The organism is Rhizobium sp. AG855 (genome assembly GCF_003610655.1).
Lineage (GTDB): Bacteria > Pseudomonadota > Alphaproteobacteria > Rhizobiales > Rhizobiaceae > Allorhizobium > Allorhizobium wuzhouense.
The window spans coordinates 1,155,165-1,175,207 of record NZ_RAQG01000003.1; the positions used below are offsets into that span (position 1 = coordinate 1,155,165).

Here is a 20,043-nt window from a genome sequence, read left to right on the forward strand (position 1 = left end):
CCGCCTAACTCTGTGATGTGGGGACTTCCGTTGCCTCCTGCACCTTGCTCTGCTTGAGCTGGGCCAGCACATAAAGCCGCAGGGCCGAAGAGAGATTGGCTCCTGAGGGGCGGTTTTCATCGACTTCCGCGATAAGGGCGGCAAAGCTGATGCCGCGCCGCGTGGCAATCTCTCTCAGTTCGGCGAGAAAATCATCTTCGACGGAAAAGCTCGTGCGGTGGCCATGAAGGGTGATCGAGCGTTTGCGGATCATGAACGCGGGGCCTCTCGCATCTTCAGGGCGCGGAAGACATGCGCCGGGCGGGCGGTGTGGCTAGTCTTCGCTGGGCTGTTCGATGCGTCCCTGGTCGAGCTGCCGGGCAGCCTTTTCGTTCAGGGTGCGGGTCAGGTTTTTTTCCGCCTTGGTCCGGCCATGGGTGAGGCGGTTCTGCTCGGCGGTCGCCTCACGTTCGGCGCGCGCCTTGGTCTTGCGGAACTGACGGAGATTGACGATGTCTGCGGCCATGTCTGTCGTTCCAGGTCAAAGAGAGCCGGCCCTGGGGCCGGCTTCGGATTCCGTTACTGCTTCTTGCGGAAAGCGTCGAGCGAGACGACGGAGCCTTCCTTCTTCTCGTCCGAGGCCGCAGCTTCGGTCTCTTCGACCTTGGCGGACACATCGAGCGGATAGGCGGTAATCTCCGCGTCGTTTTCATCTTCATCGGCCAGCGGCACATCGAATTCGAGTTCGAAGTTGACCGAAGGATCATAGAAGCCGCGGATGGCGTTGAACGGAATAACCAGCTTTTCGGGCGTGTCGGAGAAGGAGAGGCCGATCTCGAACAGGCTGTCGGTGACCTTGAGTTCCCAGAACTGGTGCTGGATGACGATGGTCATCTGCTCGGCATACTTGGCCTTCAGATGCTGGGAGATTCGCACGCCCGGAGCGCCGGTCAGGAAGGTGATGAAGAAATGATGGTCGCCCGGAAGACGGCCGGTGGCAGCAACTTCGGTCAAAACCTTGCGGATGACACTTCTCAGCGCGTCCTGGGCCAGAATGTCGTAGCGAATGTGGTCGTGCCCCATCAGATCCTGTCTTTCCTTCTCATGCCGTTTCGACGGCTATATGCCACGGCGCGTCGGTATCGAAAAGCCCCGTCACGCGAAAGCGCTTCGCCATAGGATACATCATTTCAGCGCGTTCGGGTAGGCGCGCGACACCGGGTAATATCAGGAGCAACGAAAAGGCACAGGAGGGAGATTAGGTGAAGGCTTCTGTTGCCAGGTGCCTTCGGACCCCGCCTCAAGGGGCTAACCTAGAGGACTTGGTTCGGATTTCCCGCACCGCCATTAGGCAGCGAGAGCATAACCCTTAGCGTTGTTGTCGTTTGCAACTACACTTGTGACCCGATAACGGCGGTATCATGCCGAGCAAAAGTTCGATCTTTACGCCCTTGTCGATCCTATTTCGCCCCCATCAAAAGCCGGTCTGACTTCAAATCAGATCCGACCGGTTTTTGGTGGAGGCGCCGGGTACCGCCCCCGGGTCCAATAGGTTTATTACACCGACCGTTTATTGCCATAGCCGGAGCAAGCCCCGGCACGAGTGATATAGGTGTTTCCACGGCGGTTGGAAAGAGGGCCCGGTCAACTATCGCGCGCCGCACCGGGCCTCAGTTGTGTCAGCGGCACTGATTGCGGAAGACGATGTAGTCGCCGGTCTGATCGCTGAAATATTTGATCACATATCCCTTCATGCCGCTGTCGCCGACCGGCACGCGGCAGCGCAGGCCCCATTGCGGCGTCTGGCGGCAGGCTTCGACCAGGAAACACTGACCGACTTCGAGCTTTCCGATGACGGGGCTCTTCATGTCTTCCCCGGCTCGGATGTTCAGCTGATTGAGCGCCTGAACGCGCACCGGACCGTTGCCGGTAAAGGGCGGGACGAGGTCGGTTGCCTCGGCGCAGCGATCATTGTCGTAGCGGCGGCGGCAGTTTTCACGCTGCCCGGGGGCTGCAGCCGGCGGCTGGGCCAGGCGTGGTGCGCCGATCCTTTGGCCGCTTGCCGGCTTCAGCGTCACGAGGCTCCCGTCATTCAATTGTCCGACGAGAACGCCTCTGCTCGGCCGCAGTGTCGCGATCGGAAAATTGTTGGTGCCGAGAATGCTCAGTCCAGTGCCATTCGGGGCCCAGGCCCAAGCGAAGGACATGGGGCCGACACAGGTATAGGTGGTCGCTTTCAACTGGCCGCCCATGGCCTGGCCGGAGAGGTTGATGCTGCAGGCGCCGAGCGGGCCGCCCTCGACGGTCCAGTTTCCGACGAAATCCTGCGGTGCCTGAGCCTGTGCCGGATTGATACCTGAAAGCAGACTGAGGCCTGACATCAGTATTGCGGCTATGGTGGGCGCTTTCATCGTTCCGATCCCCTCGTGTTCGCGGCCGTCTGGCTTGCCTTTCATCGGAGAGGCGGGAGGGAGTCGGCTAGTCCAAACTCTGCCGGTATTCTCGAAGCGGGAAAAGGCCGGCTGCAGCGGTCGGAAGGGGAAAACGCGGAAAGCCCGCTTGGTTCGGGGGGGCGAAGGCGTTAGACTGCATCATTCTCCATGACTCGCCAGGGACCCATGCACCAGTATCACGACCTCCTTCGCCACGTGCTGGAGACCGGCAGCGATCGCGGTGATCGCACCGGTACCGGAACGCGTTCCGTCTTCGGATACCAGATGCGCTTCGATCTCGCCGATGGCTTCCCGGTCGTGACGACGAAGAAGCTGCATCTGCGCTCGATCATTCACGAACTGCTGTGGTTCCTGAAAGGCGAAACCAATATCGGCTATCTGCGCGAAAACGGCGTGACGATCTGGGACGAATGGGCCGATGAAGACGGCAATCTCGGGCCGGTCTACGGTGCACAATGGCGGTCGTGGCCCGACTATGACGGCGGGCATATCGACCAGATCGCGCGTCTCATCGAGGGTATCAAGACCAACCCCAATTCGCGCCGGCATATCGTCTCGGCGTGGAACCCCGCGCTTGTCGACGAGATGGCTCTGCCGCCATGCCATTGCCTCTTCCAGTTTTACGTAGCGGACGGGCGGCTCTCCTGCCAGCTCTACCAGCGCTCGGCCGACATTTTTCTAGGGGTGCCATTCAACATCGCCTCTTATGCGCTCCTCACCCTGATGGTGGCGCAGGTCACGGGCCTGGAGCCGGGTGACTTCATCCATACGCTGGGCGATGCGCACCTCTATGCAAACCACTTCGATCAGGCCAAGCTACAGCTCTCGCGGACGCCGAAGGCGCTGCCGGTGATGAAGCTCAATCCTGAGGTCCGGGATATCTTCTCTTTTGCCTATGACGACTTCACCCTGATTGGCTACGAAGCCGATGCCAGCATCAAGGCGCCGATCGCCGTCTAGGCGAAGGGCGAATGCGTCATGAGCGATATCAAGACCCTGATCATCGTCGCCGTCTCTCGCAACGGTGTCATCGGGCGCGACGGTGATATGCCCTGGCGGCTGTCGACCGATCTCAAGCGCTTCAAGGCGCTGAGCATGGGCAAGCCGCTTTTGATGGGGCGCAAGACATTTGAATCCGTCGGTTCCAAACCGCTGCCAGGCCGTCCGCATGTGATCGTCAGCCGCAGTGCTGCTATCGACATGCCAGGCGTCGAGATGGCAGCGACCGTCGACGAGGCCCTGGCCCGGGCGAAAGCGCTGGCGCGGGAGACGGGCGCTGATGCCATCTGCATCGCCGGCGGCGGGGAGATCTATCGCCAGACGATCGCATTGGCCGACGAGCTGCATGTGACCCATGTCGAGACGGATCTCGACGGCGATACGCATTTCCCCGCGATCGATCCCGAAATCTTCGAATTGGTCGAGGAAACCGCAGTTCCGTCCGGGGATAAGGACAATTACCCGACGCGGTACGCGATATACCGTCGCAGGGCTGGTCGATAACGGAAAATTTGCCCTGTCTTCGGAAGAAGTTGGCCGGTTCGCGTTGAAAGGCCGGGCTGCGATACCTATAACGCTCTGGAACCTTTCGTGATGCGGCTCTCAACCGTCGCGACCGCAAGGACTTGGGAGCGATTTACAGCAAAGAGGTATGAATGCCCTGGAGCAATCAGAACGGCGGCGGCGGCGGTCCTTGGGGCGGCGGTGGCGGCGGTAACAATCAGGGCCCCTGGGGGCAGGGGCCGAACCGGCCGCGTGGCGGCGGCGGTGGCGGCAATCAGCCCCCGGATCTGGAGGATCTGATCCGACGCGGTCAGGATCGCTTGAAGAACGTCGTACCCGGCGGCTTCAACGGCGGGGCCTTCGTGATCATTGGCCTCGTGCTCATCGCCTTCTGGGCGATCCAGGCCATCTATACGGTTCAGCCGGACGAACGCGGTGTCGAACTGCGCTTCGGCAAGCCGAAGGACGAAGTGTCGATGCCCGGCCTTCACTTCCATCTCTGGCCAATTGAACAGGTCGAGATCGTCAAGGTGACGGAACAGCAGCAGAATGTCGGCAGTCGCGCGACTTCCAACAATCCCGGTGCCGGCCTGATGCTGAGCGGCGACCAGAACATTGTCAGCGTGCAGTTCTCGGTCCTGTTCACGGTCTCTGACCCGCAGGCCTATCTCTTCAACCTCGAAGATCCCTCGCAGACGCTGCAGCAGGTTGCCGAAAGCGCCATGCGTGAAGTTGTCGGTCGCCGTCCGGCGCAGGACGTCTTCCGTGACAACCGCGAAGACATCTCGACCCAGGTGCGCGATATCATCCAGGGCACGATGGACAATTACGGTGCCGGTATTGCGATCAATGCCGTGCCGATCGAAGACGCCGCACCGCCGCGTGAAGTGGCCGAGGCTTTCGAAGAAGTCCAGCGCGCGCAGCAGGACGAGGACCGTTTCGTCGAGGAAGCCAACCAATATGCCAACCAGCGTCTCGGTCAGGCTCGCGGTCAGTCGGCACAGATCCGCGAAGAGGCGGCTGCCTACAAGGATCAGGTCGTCAAGGAAGCCGAAGGTGAAGCCCAGCGCTTCGTCTCGATCTATGACGAATACGTCAAGGCACCGGATGTGACCCGCCAGCGGATCTATCTGGAAACCATGGAGAATGTCCTGCGCAATTCGAACAAGGTGATCATCGACGAGAAGCAGGGCGTCGTGCCGTATCTGCCGCTCAACGAAATCACGCGCCAGCCCGGCAATCAGGCGGGCAACCAGCCTGGCGGCCAGTCCGCAACGGGAGGCAACTGATATGGCCAATCGTTTGCCCTATTTCGTCGCGGCCATCGCGGTCGTGCTTTTCTTCGGCTACTCGTCGATCTTCGTGGTCAACGAACGCGAACAGGCCATTGTCCTGCGTTTCGGTCAGATCCAGGACGTCAAGACAGAGCCTGGTCTTTACCTGAAGCTGCCGTTTGCCTTCATGGACGCCGACCGCGTTCAGTATATTGAGGACCGGGCCCTGCGCTTCGACCTCGACAATATCCGCGTGCAGGTTCGTGGCGGTGCCTTCTACGAGGTCGACGCCTTCGCCGTCTACCGGATCAACGACGCGCGGCGTTTCCGCGAAACGGTGTCCGGTGATCGGGAAGCGGCTGAATCGCGCCTGCGCACCCGTCTCGATGCCGCCCTTCGCCGCGTCTACGGTCTGCGCAACTTCGATGCGGCCCTGTCGGAAGAGCGTGGTTCGATGATGTCGGATGTCCGGAACGACCTACAGGCAGCGGCGGGAAGCCTCGGCCTGCAGGTCACCGACGTGCGTATTCGCCGGACTGACCTGACGCAGGAAGTCTCGCAACAGACCTTCCAGCGCATGAAGGCCGAACGTCTCGCCGAAGCCGAACTGATCCGCGCGCGTGGTAACGAAGAAAGCCAGCGTCGCCGGGCTATTGCCGACCGCCAGGTCGTCGAACTCCAGGCGGAAGCGCAGCGCGATTCGGAAATCCTTCGCGGTGAGGGCGATGCCGAACGCAACCGCATCTTCGCCGATGCCTTCCAGCGTGACCCGGCATTCTTCGCATTCTACCGGTCGATGCGTGCCTATGTCGCCTCGATGAGCAACCAGGGCACGACCATGGTTCTGTCACCCGATTCGGACTTCTTCCGCTTCTTCAACAGTGGCGTCGGCCGAAGCGATGCGCCGGGTGCAGCGGCCCCCGGCCCGGCGGTTCCTCCCGTTGCGACAGATGTTCCGGCGGCGCCGGCAGCCAATTGACGTAACGGAAGTTCGACACACTGCCGTTATGGACATAAGGAGGGTCGGCCCATGGGCCGGCCCTTTCTCGTTTTTGATCCCGCCGATGCCGGGGCGCACTGTGACTGATGTTGCCCTCGAACCGGGAATCGTGTGGTAGCTGTCTTATCGACAAGATCTGGTCGCATGTTGCGGCTATGCCGGTTCCGGGAAATGTGATTTTCCGTTTGCCCGTTCCGCCCTATGTTCAACGTCGCCATGACACTCCCAGCGAGGAAGCCGATGACACACCCCGCCCGCACATCACGAAAGATCCTGCCGGCGCTTCTGGTCGGAAGCGCCCTTGTGATGGTGGGTGCCGGCGCTCCGTCACCGGTCGAAGCCCGCGGACCGGAGTCGGTTGCAGATCTGGCGTCCGGTCTGCTCGGCGCCGTGGTCAATATCTCGACCTCGCAGAGCGTCAAGGAAGAGGGGGAAGGGCCGCTGCCCCAGGTGCCGGAAGGCTCGCCTTTCCAGGAACTGTTCGACGATTTCTACAAGAACGGCGAGCAAGGCGACAGCAACAGCAAGGTGAACTCGCTCGGTTCCGGCTTCGTCATCGATCCCAAGGGCTTTATCGTGACGAACAACCACGTCATTGAAAATGCCGATGATATCGAAGTGATTTTCTCCGACGGTTCGAAGCTCAAGGCCAAGCTGATCGGGACGGATACAAAGACAGACCTGTCCGTTCTCAAGGTCGAGCCGACGCAGCCGCTCACCGCCGTCAAGTTCGGCGATTCCCGCAAGCTGCGCATCGGTGACTGGGTCATGGCGATCGGCAACCCGTTCGGGCTTGGCGGCTCGGTGACGCTCGGCATCGTCTCGGCGAGCGGCCGCAATATCAATGCGGGCCCCTATGACAATTTCATCCAGACCGATGCCGCGATCAACAAGGGCAATTCCGGCGGCCCGTTGTTCAACATGGATGGCGAGGTGATCGGCATCAACACGGCGATCATTTCGCCGAGCGGCGGCTCGATCGGTATCGGCTTCTCCGTGCCGACGGAACTTGCCGAAAACATTGTCAAGCAGCTGATCGAGTTCGGCGAGACGCGACGCGGCTGGCTCGGCGTCCGCATCCAGCCCGTCTCGGACGAGGTGGCCGAAAGCCTCAAGATCGGCCGCGCGCGGGGTGCGCTCATCAGCGGTATCGTCGAAGGGGGCCCGGTCGCCAAAGGGCCGATCCTCGTCGGCGACATCGTCGTCAGCTTCAACGGTCGCGCCATTACCGAGACGCGTGACCTGACACGCATGGTGGCGGAGAGCCCTATTGGCGAACCGCTCGACGTCGTCATCCTGCGTGACGGGAAGGAACAGACCGTCAAGGTGACGCTGGGCCTGCTTGAAGACGACGACGTGGCCAGCGAAGATGACGGGTCGCCGGACCAGACCATCGAGCCGGATGAAGAGGGTGAAGACCCCGGCGCTGACGATCAGGCGCAGCAGGCGCCCGACGCGGGTGAGGGCGAGCAGACGCCGCCTGACCCTGCGCAACAGGCCGCACCTGTTACAGAAGGCCTGATCGGTGTGGAACTTGCGCCCCTGGACGATGCACAGCGCAGTTCATTTGGGATTGCGAAGGGCGTCGAAGGCGTCCTGATCACGCGCGTTTTGCCGGGATCGAAGGCCGAAGGCAAAGGTCTCAAGCCGGGCGATGTGATTGTCGAGGTCGCACAGGAGTTCATGCGAACGCCCCAGCAGGTGGCCGAGAAGCTGACCAAGATCAAGAGCGAAGGCCGTCGCAGCGGTTATCTCATGATCGCCGACAAAGAAGGCAATCTGCGCCTGATCGCCGTTCCGCTCGAATAGGCGTCAGGCGTAGCGCCGCTCGCTATCCGCATCGTTTGTCGCGAGAAACGCGGTGAAGGCTTCGGCCGACATTGGCTTCGCCACCAGATAACCCTGAATTTCGCAACAGCCGAGCTGGCGCAACATGGTCAGCTGACTCTGCGTTTCGACGCCTTCCGCAGCCACGCTCATGCGGAGGTCCTTGGCTAATCGGATGACCGATTCGACGATCGCGCGGCCGTCATCGTTCGTTTCCATGTCCGAGATGAAGGACTGGTCAATCTTCAACTTGTCGAAGCGGAAGCGCCGCAGGTAGCTCAACGAAGAAAAGCCGGTGCCGAAGTCGTCGAGCGCGATGCGTACGCCCAGCTTGCCGAGCGTCTTGAGTGTGTGCTCGACGCCCGGCGTCGAGTTCATCAAAAGGCTTTCGGTCACCTCGAGCTCAAGGCGCCCCGGGCGCATGGCGTTGGCCTTCAATGCGTTTTCGACCATCGGAACCAGGCCGGGGCTGAGAAACTGGCGGGACGAGAGATTGACGGCCACGCGAACATGGTCCGGCCAGTCTTTGGAAATCCGGATGGCTTCGCGCAGCACCCAGGCGCCAATGCTGGTGATCAGGCCGGTCTCTTCCGCGATCGGAATGAATTCTGTCGGGCTGATCGGCCCGAGCCTCGTGTGGTTCCAGCGCAGAAGGGCTTCGGCGCAGACGACGGTGCCGCTTTGGGCATCAATCAAGGGCTGGAAGGAGAGATCAAGCGTGCCGAGGCTGACGGCGAGCGCCAGTTCCTGTTCGATCAGGTTGCGACGGCGGGCCGTGGCATCAAGCGACGAGTCGAAGTAGCGGAAGCGATTGCGGCCATCTGCCTTGGCGCGGTAGAGGGCGAGATCGGCATTGCGCATCAGCTGGTCCGGGCATGTGCCATCCAAGGGGGCACAGGCGAGCCCGATGCTGACGCCGACATGGGCGGTGCCCGACCTGAGGTGGAAGGGCTGGCCCAGCCGCTTGATGATCCGCGCTGCAAGGTTGCCCGCACTTTTGGGGTCGTCGCCGGACATGTGCAGGATGACGAATTCATCGCCACCCAACCGTGCGAGCGTGTCGCTTTCGCCGCACATCTGCTGCAGCAAACCGGCCACTTCGCGCAGCAGTTCGTCGCCACCGGCATGGCCGTGGTTGTCGTTGACCTGCTTGAACCGATCGAGGTCGAGCAGGAGGAGCGAGAAGCCGTCGCCGAAGCGTTCAAGGCGTGAGACGGCGCGGGCCAGATCCTCGTTGAGCAAGACGCGGTTGCCGACATCGGTCAGAGGATCATGGCGCGCCATATGTTCGATGCGAAGGCGGGTCTGGCGGTTGGCGGTCACGTCGCGGCCGACCCCACGATAACCGATGAACCGACCGCTCTCGTCGTGAATGGCTTTTGCCGTGAGGGACCAGATGCCGAGCTCGCCGGCCTGTTCGATGCAGATATCCACGTCGCGGAAGGATTGGCGTGCCTCGAGCTTTCTGCGGAAACTGTCGCGGTCGCCGATCTGCTCGATCTCGGCCATGAAATGGGTGGCGAAAGGAATGGCGTCGACCATCAGCTTACCGACGATCAGGCTGTCCGGTGTCGCCAACTGTTCGCAGAAGCGGCTCGATGCCCGCTCCAGGCGCAGATCCTCGTCCGCCCCCCAAAGCCAGTCGGCTGTGTTCTCTTCGAAGTCGTTGAGAAGCAGGTTGATCACGTCGCGCTGTTCGTCCGCCGCCATCTTCGCGCGGACCTTTTCGGTGAGGCTGGCACAAACGGCGAGGGAGGACCGGATGATGATGGCCGCGAAGATGACGTAGAGCGAGAAGAGATAGACGCCGACCATCGAGTTGTCGCCGGCAAGTGCGATGGTGGCACCGAGGCCCATCATGCCGCAGAAGGCGAGAGAGGCCGGCGGGATCGTGGCCAAAGCGAAACCGCCGCCGCCCGCCATGCCGACCGTCAGCGCGATCAGCACCATGCGTTGGGTCTCCGTCGCATCTGCATAGGCCACGACGACGAGCGATGCCCAGAGGCCGCTGAGCACCATTGCGTTCAGAACTGCCTTGCGGGTTCCACGGACGCTGGCGCGTTCGGGCGAGGGGCGCAGGCGTGCATGCCACCAGACGAGACTTGTGTATGCCGCGATGGCGATCAGGGAGCCGCAGATCAGATTGACGGCCAAGGCGGCAGGACTATCCCAGAACGCAAGCGCTGCCAGCGAAGCGTTTCCGATATTCGCCGCCATCATCCAGGGCGTATTCTTGCCGACGATCGACAGACGGACGGCACGAATGAGCGGCGCTTCCTCCGCTGTCTGGCCGCCTTCACCCAGGCGCCAGAAGCGGTCGATCCACGAGGCCCCTGGGGCTGCCGAATGCACCGTAAGAAGATCTGTCATGCCACAACTCTAGGCATAACGCTTTAAGGTCACGTAAATTGCTGAATTAGTCTTGTCTGTAATTTGCTGAATTGCCGGCTTCAGCTTGCTTTCAGGCAATAAAGAACGTGATTCTTGAGATGCGGATGGGTGTCGGGGACCGACGGATGGTTGAAATCGCGTCCTGCCAACCGCTCCATTCCAAGCCTTTCCATCACCGCAATCGAACGGTGGTTGCCCTCGACCGCGAAAGCGTAGATTTCGTCAAGGCCTCTCTTCTTGAAGCCGAGATCGAGGAGAGCCCGCGCGGCTTCCGTCACGTAACCTTGCCCCCAGAAGCGTGTCGCGAGCCGCCAGCCGATCTCCACGGCGCCTTCCGGGAGAATGCCAGGCAGGCTCACCCTGGAGATCCCGCAAAAGCCCATGGCTTCGTCGGTCTGACGGTCGGCCACGGCAAAGAAGCCGTAGCCGGTGTCATCGATCATCGCCTGCAGCCTGTTCATCAGTTCATCGCATTCGGCATGGCTGCGGCGCATGGGGAAGAATTCCATGACCTTTTCATCGCGGTTGATCTCGCGAAACAGGTCCCGGTCTTCATTCCGCCAGTTGCGCAGCGTCAGGCGTTCAGTCTGCAGGATGATGGTCATGGACGGATGGAAGGGTGCTGGATGTCGGACTTGCGGTAACCCTGGAGATAGAGGAGGGCAGTCAGGTCCGAATGGTCGATGCGGATCTTGGCTTCAGCCGCGACGGCCGGCTTGGCGTGCAGGGCGACGCCGGAGCCTGCGATGCCGAGCATGCCCAGATCGTTGGCGCCATCGCCGACGGCAAGTGCGTCTTCCGGGCTAACCCCGAGGGTTTGTGCGATATCGATAAGCGAATCGACTTTCGCCTGGCGGCCGAGAATCGGTTCGGCGACTTCGCCGGTCAGGATGCCGTTGTCCTCGATGAGGATATTGGCGCGGTTCTCGTCGAAGCCGAGAACGGCAGCAATGCGAGAGGTGAAGACGGTGAAGCCGCCGGAAATGAGGGCGGTGTATCCGCCGCGTGCCTTCATCGTGGCGATCAATTCGAGGCCGCCGGAGGTCAGCGTTATGCGTTTGGCGATCACCTCGTCGACAACCGAGATCGGCAGCCCTTTGAGCAGGGCCACGCGTTCCCGAAGCGCGGGTTCGAAAGCGATCTCTCCGTTCATGGCACGCGCCGTGATGGTCGAGACCTTGTCCTTCAAACCCACTTCGGCCGCGAGTTCATCGATGCATTCCTGGCCGATCATGGTCGAATCCATGTCGGCGATCAGGAAGCGTTTGCGGCGCGTCTCAGAGACCTGGACGGCGACATCGACGGGCAGACCCGCAATCGCTTCACGCAGGTGCGCTTCGGCTGCGAGCGGGTCCGTACCGTCTGTCAGCGGAATGTCGCAGGCGACGCCATCGGCGAGCCAGTAGAGCCGTGAGGAGCGCACGGCATCGGCGGCCTTCTCGGCGACCTCGGGAGAAAGAATGGGATTTGACGGATTGGCGACAAGCGTGGCAACGAAGGCCATGATGCAAGATCCTGGAAAGACGACAGAGGCCATCCTGATAACCGGGCCGACCGCCAGCGGCAAGTCCGCACTGGCGATCGCCTTCGCGCGGCGGCACAGCGGCGTGGTGGTCAATGCCGACAGCATGCAGGTCTATGACACGCTGAGGGTGGTAACCGCGCGGCCCGACGAGAGTGAGATGGGGGATGTCCCGCACCGCCTCTATGGCCATGTGCCTGCCGGCGCTTCCTATTCCACCGGCGACTGGTTGCGCGATGTGGCCGAGTTGCTCACCGAATTGAAGACGCAAGGCCGCCTGCCGGTCGTTGTCGGCGGCACGGGTCTCTATTTCAAGGCGTTGACCGGTGGCCTGTCGGACATGCCTGTCATCCCGGAGGACGTGCGGGCAGGATTGCGCGCACGTCTGATCGCCGAAGGGCCGGAGGTTCTGCATACGGAACTTGCGGCACAGGATCCGGCGGTGGCTGCGGGACTGCAGCAGAAGGATGGGCAAAGGATTGTCCGGGCTCTGGAGGTTCTTGCCGTCACCGGGCAGTCGATTTCGTTTTACCATCGCCAGTCTGGTCCGGTGCTGGTTGATCCGGAGCGGGCGATGAAGTTTGTCGTATTGCCCGAGCGGAAGCTTCTGCATGAACGCATCGATCGGCGTTTTGCGCAGATGATGGAGCAGGGCGCCGTGGATGAGGTGAGGGCGCTGCTTGCGCTGGACCTGCCACAGCAAGCCCCTGTCATGAAGGCGATCGGCGTGTCGCAGATCGCTGCGATGGTGTCTGGAGAGATGTCGCGCGACGAGGTGATCGAAAAGGCATCGGCCGCCACACGGCAATATGCGAAGCGCCAGATGACCTGGTTCCGCAACCAGATGGACGAGACCTGGCAGCGGATCGACCCGATGACCTACCGGATCGACTGATCGCCCCGTTCAGTCGCGCTTGTAAAGACTCGAAAGCGGCTTCTTCAAAATGCTCTCACGCAGGGAAGAGCCGCCGCCTTCGCGCCGAAGCGATGCGGTGCCGAAGGCGGCATTTCCAGCGTCACCTTCCAGAGCAGGTACAGGGTCGGCCCGTCTCAGCGTATCTCCCGTGCCTGCGCGCGGCAGCATGTCCGGCCGGTAGGGTTCTATTGCCGGTGTCTGCGCCGCCGAAAGGCTCTCGCGCAGCAAGGGCGCCTGATACTCTGTTCTGGCAGGCGCGGAGACTGCTGCGGGGGCGGCCGAGAAGCGGCTCGGCAGTTCGTCATCCATCATATCGTCGTCGAAGTCTTCGTCGTCGTAGATGCCTTCGGGTGCCATGGGTACGTCGACCCTGGCCATGCTGCTCTCGAACTGCTGCTGGAATGCGGAGATGTCCGGACCCGCAATCGCACGCATGCGGCCGACGATCGAGCGGAGGTCGACCGTATCCGGCGTTTCCTCCGTTGCCTTGGCGTTGACACCATTGGCTTTCGGCAGCCGCTGTTCCTCGACGCGGGTGAAGCGCATGCGCATCGGCACGGCGATGGCCTCGCCGAACGCGATGGCTTCGCCGTTGCCGATCGACGAGATGAAGCTGGTCGTGGAAATCGAGCTGTCCGGGATCGCAGATCGGATGATTTCCTGGTCGCGGTCATTGGCAAGGCGCATGGCAAACAGCGTCGAACACTGCGACAGGATGGTCTGATCGAGTTCGCCTGGGCGCTGCGTGATGACCCCGAGCGAGACACCATATTTGCGGCCTTCCTTGGCGATGCGGGCGATGGCCTGGCGCGTCGGGAAGAAGCCGAGATTGGGGTCGGCCGGCACGTAACGGTGTGCTTCTTCGCAGACGACGAGCATGTGGATTGCGCCGTTCGACCAGAGCGCCAGCTCGAATGCCATACGGCAGAGGACCGAAGCGACCGAGTTGACGACTTCCGAAGGAATGCCCGCCAATTGGAAGGTCGAGATCGGGTGATCACCTCCCGGAATGCGGAAGATATGCGCGATCGTCTCCATGATCGTGTCGGTGATCGTGTTGTTGGAGAACATGAAGTGATAACGCGGGTCGTTGATCGCCGACATGATGCGCATCTTGAGCGAGCGCAGGAACGGCTTTTCACCACGTCCTTCGAGACGACCGATGCGCTCATCGATCAGCGCCATCAGATCCGCAATGCGATAGGGCACCGGAGTGTCTGCTGTCATCGAGCTCTTGTCCGCCATCCGGCGCATCAGGGCACTCTCGTTGCCGCGAAAGGCGCGTTTGGCCTCGGGCATGAGGTCACGCAGGATGTCCAGTTCTTCCGGAATTGGCGGCCGGCCCCGGAACAGCACCTCTGCGAATTCTTCGAGGCGCATCAGCCAGAACGGCAGATCGAGCGTGTCTGTGTCGATGACGACGGCGAGATCGGGGAAGGCGGCTGCGAATTCGTTGTGCGGATCGAGGATCAGGATGCGCAGCTTCGGGTCGCTTTCGATCGCCTTGCGCAGGAGGAGCGAGACTGCCGTTGATTTGCCAACCCCAGTAGAACCAACGACGGCAAAGTGCTTCGACAGCATGGACGGGATATGGATGGCCGCGTCGATCGATTCGTCCTGGGTCAGCTTCCCGATCACTGCCGTATCGTTATGATGCGTGTCATAGATCCGCAGAAGGTCGGCAGCGCGGATCCTGTGCGCGATTGCGCCGAGATAGGGATAACGGGAGATGCCGGTGGAGAAGATCTCCTTGCCATCCTGCTGGACATAGACTTCGCCCAGCAGCTCCACTTCGATCAGGAACTGGTTGTCGGCGCCTTCACCCCAGTCTTTTCCTTCCGTCTGCATGGAATAGGCAAGTGCCACGACACGGTTTTTCCCGACGCTGATCGAGATCAGTCGGCCGACAGACCAGAGCTCTGTGAGGTCGGTGCCCCCCTCCTCGGCAACGGCGGCGATCGTGGCGCGCGAGCCATTGCAGGCGACGACGCGCCCCAGCATCCGATTGCCAGGCCGCATTCCATCGCGGCGGTCTTGATCTCCGGGCTGGCCGGACTTGTGAAATTCATCTTTCGACAAGCGCATTCTCCCTGCTCACGCAAGTCTAGGGCAGGGCGCTTAAAATTTCGTGTAGCACGTTAGGGCCGTGGTGACGGTTTGCGGGATGCTGCGCAACAAACTGTCGCCGTCTCGGGCAAAATTTTCCGAAAGATGCGTTGACGCTGAGGGGCTTTCTGGCTAACACTTCGGCCCATGAAAAACTCGGTTGCACTTATCGTGGTGGGAAGGCGCATGGGCAGGATGGTGTAACCATCCGGCGATAGCCACCCATGCGCTAGATGACAGGCTCCTCAAAGGGGCCTTTTTTTATGCCCTGAACCGGGTTATCAGCCCAAAAACCAAGAAGGCAGATGGAAACACAGCATGACGGGTAAAGACAATCAGATGACTGGCGCCGAGATCGTCCTGCGCGCGCTCAAGGATAACGGTGTCGAACATATCTTCGGCTATCCCGGTGGGGCCGTGCTTCCGATCTATGACGAGATTTTCCAGCAGGACGATATCCAGCACATCCTCGTGCGTCACGAGCAGGGCGCCGGCCACGCAGCCGAAGGCTATGCCCGGTCGACCGGCAAAGTCGGCGTCATGCTGGTCACCTCGGGTCCCGGCGCCACCAATGCGGTCACGCCGCTGCAGGATGCGCTGATGGACAGCGTTCCGCTGGTCTGCATCTCTGGCCAGGTTTCGACCTCCCTGATCGGTTCGGACGCCTTCCAGGAATGTGACACCGTCGGCATCACGCGCCCCTGCACCAAGCACAATTGGCTGGTCAAGGACGTCAACCAGCTGGCTTCGATCATTCACGAAGCGTTCCGCATCGCCCAGACGGGCCGTCCGGGTCCGGTTCTCGTCGATGTGCCCAAGGACATCCAGTTCGCCACCGGCACCTACACGCCCCCGGATGCCCACAAGGCGCTGAAGAGCTATCAGCCGAAGGTCACCGGCGACGCCCGCGCCATCCAGGCGGCGGTCGAGTTGATGGCCTCTGCCCGTCGCCCGATCATCTATTCCGGCGGTGGCGTCGTGAATTCCGGTCCGGAAGCAACCAAATTGCTGCGTGAGCTGGTTTCGCTCACCGACTTCCCGATCACGTCGACCCTGATGGGCCTGGGCTGCTATCCGGCGTCCGGCAAGAACTGGCTCGGCATGCTCGGCATGCACGGTTCCTACGAAGCCAACATGGCCATGCACGACTGTGACGTCATGGTCTGCATCGGCGCGCGTTTCGATGACCGTATCACGGGTCGCCTGAACGCGTTTTCGCCGAACTCGAAGAAGATCCACATCGACATCGACCCGTCGTCGATCAACAAGAATGTCCGCGTCGACGTGCCGATCCTCGGTGACGTCGGCCGTGTTCTCGAAGACATGGTTCGTGCCTGGCGGGCGCTGCCGAAGAAGCCCGAGGCTTCGCAGACGGCTGAGTGGAATGCCAATATTGCCAAGTGGCGCGCGCGCAACTCCTTCGCCTATACCCCGGCGAAGGATGTCATCATGCCGCAATATGCGCTGCAGCGGCTTTATGAACTGACCAAGGATCGCGACACCTATATCACGACCGAAGTCGGCCAGCATCAGATGTGGGCAGCCCAGTTCTATGGCTTCGAGCAGCCGAATCGCTGGATGACATCGGGTGGCCTCGGCACCATGGGCTACGGCCTGCCGGCCGCCCTGGGCGTACAGATCGCGCATCCGGAGAGCCTCGTCATCGACATTGCCGGTGACGCGTCGATCCAGATGTGCATTCAGGAAATGTCGGCGGCGATCCAGTATGAAGCGCCCATCAAGATCTTCATCCTGAACAACCAGTATATGGGCATGGTGCGGCAGTGGCAGCAGTTGCTGCACGGCAACCGTCTGTCGAACTCCTACACCGAAGCCATGCCTGACTTCGTCAAGCTGGCGGAAGCCTATGGTGCCGTCGGCATCCGCTGCGAGAAGCCTGATGATCTCGACGGTGCGATCCAGGAGATGATCGACGTGAAGAAGCCTGTGATCTTCGACTGCCGTGTCGCCAATCTCGCCAACTGCTTCCCGATGATCCCGTCGGGCAAGGCGCACAACGAGATGCTGCTGCCGGACGAGGCGACCGACGAAGCCGTCGCCAATGCCATCGATGCCAAGGGTCGTCAGCTCGTCTGACCGGGAGGAACCGAGAAATGAACGCACACCTACAGCCGACCGGCTCGGCCTATTTCATCGCCAAGGAAACGTCTGCCATCGAGAGCCATACGCTCTCGGTGCTGGTCGACAACGAGCCGGGTGTTCTCGCCCGCGTCATCGGCCTGTTCTCCGGTCGCGGTTACAACATCGAGAGTCTCACGGTTTCCGAAACCGAGCATGAAGCGCATCTGTCCCGGATTACGATCGTGACACGTGGCACGCCCGGCGTGCTCGAACAGATCAAGGCGCAGCTGGAGCGTATCGTTCCGGTGCATCGCGTGCTGGATCTGACGGTCCGGGCACGTGAACTTGGGCAGGAGCGCCCCATCGAGCGCGAAGTGGCCTTGGTGAAGGTCGTTTCCTCGGGAGAGATGCGGGCCGAGACGCTGCGTCTGGCCGATGCCTTTCACGCCAAGGTCGTCGATGCGACGGTCGATCACTTCATCTTCGAGATCACCGGCAAGTCGTCGAAGATCGACCAGTTCGTCTCGATCATGAAGCCGCTCGGCCTCAACGAGATCTGCCGGACCGGGATTGCCGCGATGAACCGCGGCTCGCAAGGCATGTAGGCAATTCGTGATTTCGCGAAATGAAAAAGGGCGGCCTTGCGGTCGCCCTTTTTCGTTCTGTCGCCCGCTCAGCCATCCATACCGAGAAGGTCGAGCAGGCCCATCTGCTGCGGCGGTGGCGCAAGATCGGCTGCCGCCTTCTTCTGCTTGTCCTTGGCTGGTTTTTCTGCGGCCTGCTTCGCCTTTTCCGCCTTCTTCGATGCGGCTCCTGCTTCTGCTCGCTCGGCCTTCTTCTTCGATGATTTCTTCGTCTTCGCCGGGGCGTCTTCGACGGCGTCTCGCCCGGCCTCGTCGCCGGAGATATCGGTCGTCGTCAGCATCGCCAGGAGCGCATGGCGAAGTGCCGCGGGCTTGAGGCTGTAATGGATATATTGCCCCTTCTTCTCGCCTTCGATGAGTTCGGCATTTTCCAGTATCGAAAGGTGCTGGGAGATCGAGGGTTTGGCCATGTCGAAGCGGGCGGCGATTTCGCCGGCGGTGAGTGTGGATTGCTGGAGATGAACCAGCATCATCCTGCGCGGATCAGAGGCGAGTGCGTGGAAGACGCGGGATGATGTCTTGTCCATCGCCGGATGCAGATCTGTCTTGCCGCGCTTTGCCATCTTGGTTCCCCCTGCGGCCGTTGCCCTTCGTGCCGCAATTCTTGAATTAGGCAATCTCCTAATTTCCTGATGGGCTGGCGTAAAGTGGCTGCAATTCTGGGGCTGTGGATATATCACGGTTTTCCGATGCTGAGATGCGGATCGCGATCTCGGTCGCCCGGAAAAGATCAGATCATAGCCAGCGGCATTTTCCGAGACGGCGGAGGGAAGGCGGCGTCGAGGCGGGCCCAATCCTCGTCGGCGATGTCGAGATCGACCGCATCGCGGTTCTCCTGCAGGCGGCGCAGGTTCGAGGTTTTGGGGATCGGGATCACGCCCTCGCGCTCCAGCAGGAAAGCCAGGGCAACCTGAGCCGGGGTCGCCTGATAGGCCTTGGCGATGTGGATCAGTTCGGGGTGGTGCAGGATGCGGCCCTGCTCGATCGGCGAATAGGCCATGATCGGGATCCGGTGCTCCTGGCACCAGGGGAGGAGGTCGAACTCGATGCCTCGGCGGGACAGGTTGTAGAGGACCTGGTTGACGGCACAGTTCTCTCCATCCGCCACAGAAAAGAGTTCCTCCATATCCTCGACGTCGAAATTGGAAACACCCCAGGCGCGGATGCGGCCTGCGGCCTTCAGTTCCTCCATGGCGGCGACCGTGTCGTCGAGCGGATGTTCACCTCGCCAATGCAGGAGATAGAGGTCCAGATGGTCGGTTCCCAACCTGTCCAGGCTCGCATGGCAGGCCTTGATCGTGCCGTCGAAACTGGCGTTCCAAGGCAGGACCTTGGACACCAGAAATGCGTCCTCGCGACGCTCCTTCAGCGCCTCCCCGACAATGCGTTCAGCACCACCATCGCCATACATTTCAGCCGTATCGATGACCGTCATTCCGAGATCGAGAGCCAGCCTGACAGAATCGATCTCCGAACTGGCCTGCGCTCTTGTCTCCCCCATCATCCAGGTGCCGAAGCCGAGGCTCGGGACCTCCTCGCCGCCCGGCAGGGTGACAGTCGGAATGGTGTCGTGCATTGTCGCGATCCTCCGTGGTGCGAGCAGGAGGATAAGCGTGGCATCAGCCAGTACAAGGGGCAAATGCCAAGCGGCTGATAGTTTCGCGTTCGTGTCACCGTCACAAGATTGCGGCTGTCAGGCGGCGTTAGGTCAGCTAGGCTGACCAAAATATCGGAGGAAATATCCATGTCGGCCGATACGCTGCTGGCGCTCGTCGTCTTTGCCTTTGCCACCTCCATCACGCCGGGTCCGAACAACATGATGCTGTTTGCCTCGGGGGTGAATTTCGGCTTCCGGCGCACCATTCCGCACATGTTGGGGATCGGCGCCGGCTTCCTGTCATTGCTCATCGGCGTTGGCTTCGGTCTGGGTGCTATTCTTGCCGCTTATCCGCCGGCTTTCATTGCGCTCAAGGTCGCGGGAGGATTGTATCTTTTGTGGATCGCATGGAAAATCGGTTCGTCGCGGTCGCTGGGGGACGGGGAAATCAAGACGAGACCGATGAGCTTTTTCAGCGCTGCAGCCTTCCAATGGATCAATCCGAAAGCCTGGGTCATGGCGGTTACGGCGATGGCGGTTTATCCAAATCCGCAGCACTATGCTCTGACCGTGGGGCTGGTCGCTTTGGTCTTTGCGGCCGTGAATATTCCGAGCGTCTCGACCTGGGCGGGCTTCGGCTCGGCGCTTCGAGAGTGGCTGTCGGTGCCGGTCAGGCTCAAATGGTTCAACATCACCATGGCGGTGCTTCTGGTCCTCAGTCTCTGGCCCATGCTGAAATAGGAAAGTCC

Annotated in this window: 19 protein-coding genes and 1 other RNA gene; 9 read left to right on the plus strand and 11 right to left on the minus strand. The window is 61.2% G+C overall.

All coding sequences use genetic code 11. The annotated features are described in order from the left end of the window. Positions 1 to 4 precede the first annotated feature (4 nt). From DFO46_RS05590 to DFO46_RS05610, 5 genes are all read right to left on the minus strand, one after another. Entirely contained in the window at positions 5 to 253 is a 249-nt protein-coding gene (locus DFO46_RS05590; protein ID WP_120276624.1) for a ribbon-helix-helix domain-containing protein, read from the minus strand. 60 nt (positions 254 to 313) lie between these two features. After that, a complete protein-coding gene (locus tag DFO46_RS05595; protein ID WP_120276625.1) occupies positions 314 to 505 on the minus strand; it encodes a DUF4169 family protein in 192 nt (63 codons plus the stop codon). Between the two features lie 53 nt (positions 506 to 558). After that, on the minus strand, positions 559 to 1,062 hold the full coding sequence (locus DFO46_RS05600) for an SspB family protein (protein ID WP_110790745.1): 504 nt from the start codon (positions 1,060 to 1,062) through the stop codon (positions 559 to 561). Positions 1,063 to 1,240: 178 nt separating this feature from the next. Beyond that, positions 1,241 to 1,617: a transfer-messenger RNA gene (gene ssrA, locus DFO46_RS05605) on the minus strand. A gap of 41 nt (positions 1,618 to 1,658) precedes the next feature. After that, positions 1,659 to 2,390: an AprI/Inh family metalloprotease inhibitor gene (locus tag DFO46_RS05610; protein WP_183041843.1), complete on the minus strand. Its 732-nt coding sequence runs from the start codon at positions 2,388 to 2,390 to the stop codon at positions 1,659 to 1,661. A gap of 207 nt (positions 2,391 to 2,597) precedes the next feature. Here DFO46_RS05610 and DFO46_RS05615 point away from each other — a divergent pair, with 207 nt between their 5' ends. The 5 genes from DFO46_RS05615 (at position 2,598) to DFO46_RS05635 (ending at position 8,018) form a co-directional block, all read left to right on the plus strand. Then, positions 2,598 to 3,392: a thymidylate synthase gene (locus tag DFO46_RS05615; protein ID WP_120276627.1), complete on the plus strand. Its 795-nt coding sequence runs from the start codon at positions 2,598 to 2,600 to the stop codon at positions 3,390 to 3,392. An 18-nt stretch (positions 3,393 to 3,410) separates the two neighbouring features. Further along, positions 3,411 to 3,935 carry a dihydrofolate reductase gene (locus DFO46_RS05620; protein WP_120276628.1) on the plus strand — a complete coding sequence of 175 codons (525 nt, stop codon included), beginning with the start codon at positions 3,411 to 3,413 and terminating at the stop codon, positions 3,933 to 3,935. A 152-nt stretch (positions 3,936 to 4,087) separates the two neighbouring features. Next, the gene (hflK, locus tag DFO46_RS05625; RefSeq protein ID WP_120276629.1) at positions 4,088 to 5,224 is read left to right on the plus strand and encodes an FtsH protease activity modulator HflK; all 1,137 of its coding nucleotides are present in this window, start codon (positions 4,088 to 4,090) and stop codon (positions 5,222 to 5,224) included. A 1-nt stretch (position 5,225) separates the two neighbouring features. After that, positions 5,226 to 6,188 carry a protease modulator HflC gene (locus tag DFO46_RS05630; protein ID WP_120276630.1) on the plus strand — a complete coding sequence of 321 codons (963 nt, stop codon included), beginning with the start codon at positions 5,226 to 5,228 and terminating at the stop codon, positions 6,186 to 6,188. Between the two features lie 261 nt (positions 6,189 to 6,449). After that, a complete protein-coding gene (locus DFO46_RS05635; protein WP_120278153.1) occupies positions 6,450 to 8,018 on the plus strand; it encodes a Do family serine endopeptidase in 1,569 nt (522 codons plus the stop codon). Between the two features lie 3 nt (positions 8,019 to 8,021). Here DFO46_RS05635 and DFO46_RS05640 read toward each other — a convergent pair whose 3' ends face one another. The 3 genes from DFO46_RS05640 to serB all read right to left on the minus strand — a co-directional run bounded on the left by DFO46_RS05640 (position 8,022) and on the right by serB (position 11,931). After that, positions 8,022 to 10,406 (minus strand): EAL domain-containing protein, encoded by a 2,385-nt coding sequence (locus DFO46_RS05640; protein ID WP_120276631.1) that lies wholly within the window; start codon positions 10,404 to 10,406, stop codon positions 8,022 to 8,024. An 80-nt stretch (positions 10,407 to 10,486) separates the two neighbouring features. Then, positions 10,487 to 11,032 (minus strand): GNAT family N-acetyltransferase, encoded by a 546-nt coding sequence (locus tag DFO46_RS05645; protein WP_120276632.1) that lies wholly within the window; start codon positions 11,030 to 11,032, stop codon positions 10,487 to 10,489. Then, positions 11,029 to 11,931 (minus strand): phosphoserine phosphatase SerB, encoded by a 903-nt coding sequence (gene serB, locus DFO46_RS05650; RefSeq protein WP_120276633.1) that lies wholly within the window; start codon positions 11,929 to 11,931, stop codon positions 11,029 to 11,031. The genes DFO46_RS05645 and serB overlap by 4 nt, the downstream gene beginning before the upstream one ends. On the opposite strand from serB, the gene miaA reads away from it, so the two are divergent. Then, positions 11,930 to 12,844, plus strand: coding sequence for a tRNA (adenosine(37)-N6)-dimethylallyltransferase MiaA (gene miaA / locus DFO46_RS05655; protein ID WP_120276634.1), 915 nt, complete (start codon positions 11,930 to 11,932; stop codon positions 12,842 to 12,844). The genes serB and miaA overlap by 2 nt on opposite strands. Positions 12,845 to 12,853: 9 nt before the next feature. Here the strand turns inward: miaA and DFO46_RS05660 are convergent, their stop codons facing one another. Next, positions 12,854 to 14,950 carry an ATP-binding protein gene (locus DFO46_RS05660; protein WP_120276635.1) on the minus strand — a complete coding sequence of 699 codons (2,097 nt, stop codon included), beginning with the start codon at positions 14,948 to 14,950 and terminating at the stop codon, positions 12,854 to 12,856. 339 nt (positions 14,951 to 15,289) lie between these two features. Here DFO46_RS05660 and DFO46_RS05665 point away from each other — a divergent pair, with 339 nt between their 5' ends. Continuing rightward, a complete protein-coding gene (locus DFO46_RS05665; RefSeq protein ID WP_120276636.1) occupies positions 15,290 to 17,068 on the plus strand; it encodes an acetolactate synthase 3 large subunit in 1,779 nt (592 codons plus the stop codon). 17 nt (positions 17,069 to 17,085) lie between these two features. After that, a complete protein-coding gene (gene ilvN, locus DFO46_RS05670; RefSeq protein ID WP_110790733.1) occupies positions 17,086 to 17,658 on the plus strand; it encodes an acetolactate synthase small subunit in 573 nt (190 codons plus the stop codon). Between the two features lie 68 nt (positions 17,659 to 17,726). Here the strand turns inward: ilvN and DFO46_RS24310 are convergent, their stop codons facing one another. Together DFO46_RS24310 and DFO46_RS05680 are read right to left on the minus strand one after the other, a co-directional pair. After that, positions 17,727 to 18,260 (minus strand): metalloregulator ArsR/SmtB family transcription factor, encoded by a 534-nt coding sequence (locus DFO46_RS24310; protein ID WP_120276637.1) that lies wholly within the window; start codon positions 18,258 to 18,260, stop codon positions 17,727 to 17,729. 167 nt (positions 18,261 to 18,427) lie between these two features. Further along, complete coding sequence (locus DFO46_RS05680; protein ID WP_120276638.1) at positions 18,428 to 19,273, minus strand: aldo/keto reductase; 846 nt, start codon at positions 19,271 to 19,273, stop codon at positions 18,428 to 18,430. Between the two features lie 168 nt (positions 19,274 to 19,441). Here DFO46_RS05680 and DFO46_RS05685 point away from each other — a divergent pair, with 168 nt between their 5' ends. Next, complete coding sequence (locus tag DFO46_RS05685) at positions 19,442 to 20,035, plus strand: LysE family translocator (protein ID WP_120276639.1); 594 nt, start codon at positions 19,442 to 19,444, stop codon at positions 20,033 to 20,035. Positions 20,036 to 20,043: the final 8 nt, after the last annotated feature.

Excerpts from the sequence above, each read along its gene's own strand:
- DFO46_RS05590 (WP_120276624.1), bottom strand. The coding sequence starts at position 253 with ATGATCCGCAAACGCTCGATCACCCTTCATGGCCACCGCACGAGCTTT.
- DFO46_RS05595 (WP_120276625.1), bottom strand. The coding sequence starts at position 505 with ATGGCCGCAGACATCGTCAATCTCCGTCAGTTCCGCAAGACCAAGGCG.
- DFO46_RS05600 (WP_110790745.1), bottom strand. The coding sequence starts at position 1,062 with ATGGGGCACGACCACATTCGCTACGACATTCTGGCCCAGGACGCGCTG.
- DFO46_RS05610 (WP_183041843.1), bottom strand. The coding sequence starts at position 2,390 with ATGAAAGCGCCCACCATAGCCGCAATACTGATGTCAGGCCTCAGTCTG.
- DFO46_RS05615 (WP_120276627.1), top strand. The coding sequence starts at position 2,598 with ATGCACCAGTATCACGACCTCCTTCGCCACGTGCTGGAGACCGGCAGC.
- DFO46_RS05620 (WP_120276628.1), top strand. The coding sequence starts at position 3,411 with ATGAGCGATATCAAGACCCTGATCATCGTCGCCGTCTCTCGCAACGGT.
- hflK (WP_120276629.1), top strand. The coding sequence starts at position 4,088 with ATGCCCTGGAGCAATCAGAACGGCGGCGGCGGCGGTCCTTGGGGCGGC.
- DFO46_RS05630 (WP_120276630.1), top strand. The coding sequence starts at position 5,226 with ATGGCCAATCGTTTGCCCTATTTCGTCGCGGCCATCGCGGTCGTGCTT.
- DFO46_RS05635 (WP_120278153.1), top strand. The coding sequence starts at position 6,450 with ATGACACACCCCGCCCGCACATCACGAAAGATCCTGCCGGCGCTTCTG.
- DFO46_RS05640 (WP_120276631.1), bottom strand. The coding sequence starts at position 10,406 with ATGACAGATCTTCTTACGGTGCATTCGGCAGCCCCAGGGGCCTCGTGG.
- DFO46_RS05645 (WP_120276632.1), bottom strand. The coding sequence starts at position 11,032 with ATGACCATCATCCTGCAGACTGAACGCCTGACGCTGCGCAACTGGCGG.
- miaA (WP_120276634.1), top strand. The coding sequence starts at position 11,930 with ATGATGCAAGATCCTGGAAAGACGACAGAGGCCATCCTGATAACCGGG.
- serB (WP_120276633.1), bottom strand. The coding sequence starts at position 11,931 with ATGGCCTTCGTTGCCACGCTTGTCGCCAATCCGTCAAATCCCATTCTT.
- DFO46_RS05660 (WP_120276635.1), bottom strand. The coding sequence starts at position 14,950 with ATGCGCTTGTCGAAAGATGAATTTCACAAGTCCGGCCAGCCCGGAGAT.
- DFO46_RS05665 (WP_120276636.1), top strand. The coding sequence starts at position 15,290 with ATGACGGGTAAAGACAATCAGATGACTGGCGCCGAGATCGTCCTGCGC.
- ilvN (WP_110790733.1), top strand. The coding sequence starts at position 17,086 with ATGAACGCACACCTACAGCCGACCGGCTCGGCCTATTTCATCGCCAAG.
- DFO46_RS24310 (WP_120276637.1), bottom strand. The coding sequence starts at position 18,260 with ATGGCAAAGCGCGGCAAGACAGATCTGCATCCGGCGATGGACAAGACA.
- DFO46_RS05680 (WP_120276638.1), bottom strand. The coding sequence starts at position 19,273 with ATGCACGACACCATTCCGACTGTCACCCTGCCGGGCGGCGAGGAGGTC.
- DFO46_RS05685 (WP_120276639.1), top strand. The coding sequence starts at position 19,442 with ATGTCGGCCGATACGCTGCTGGCGCTCGTCGTCTTTGCCTTTGCCACC.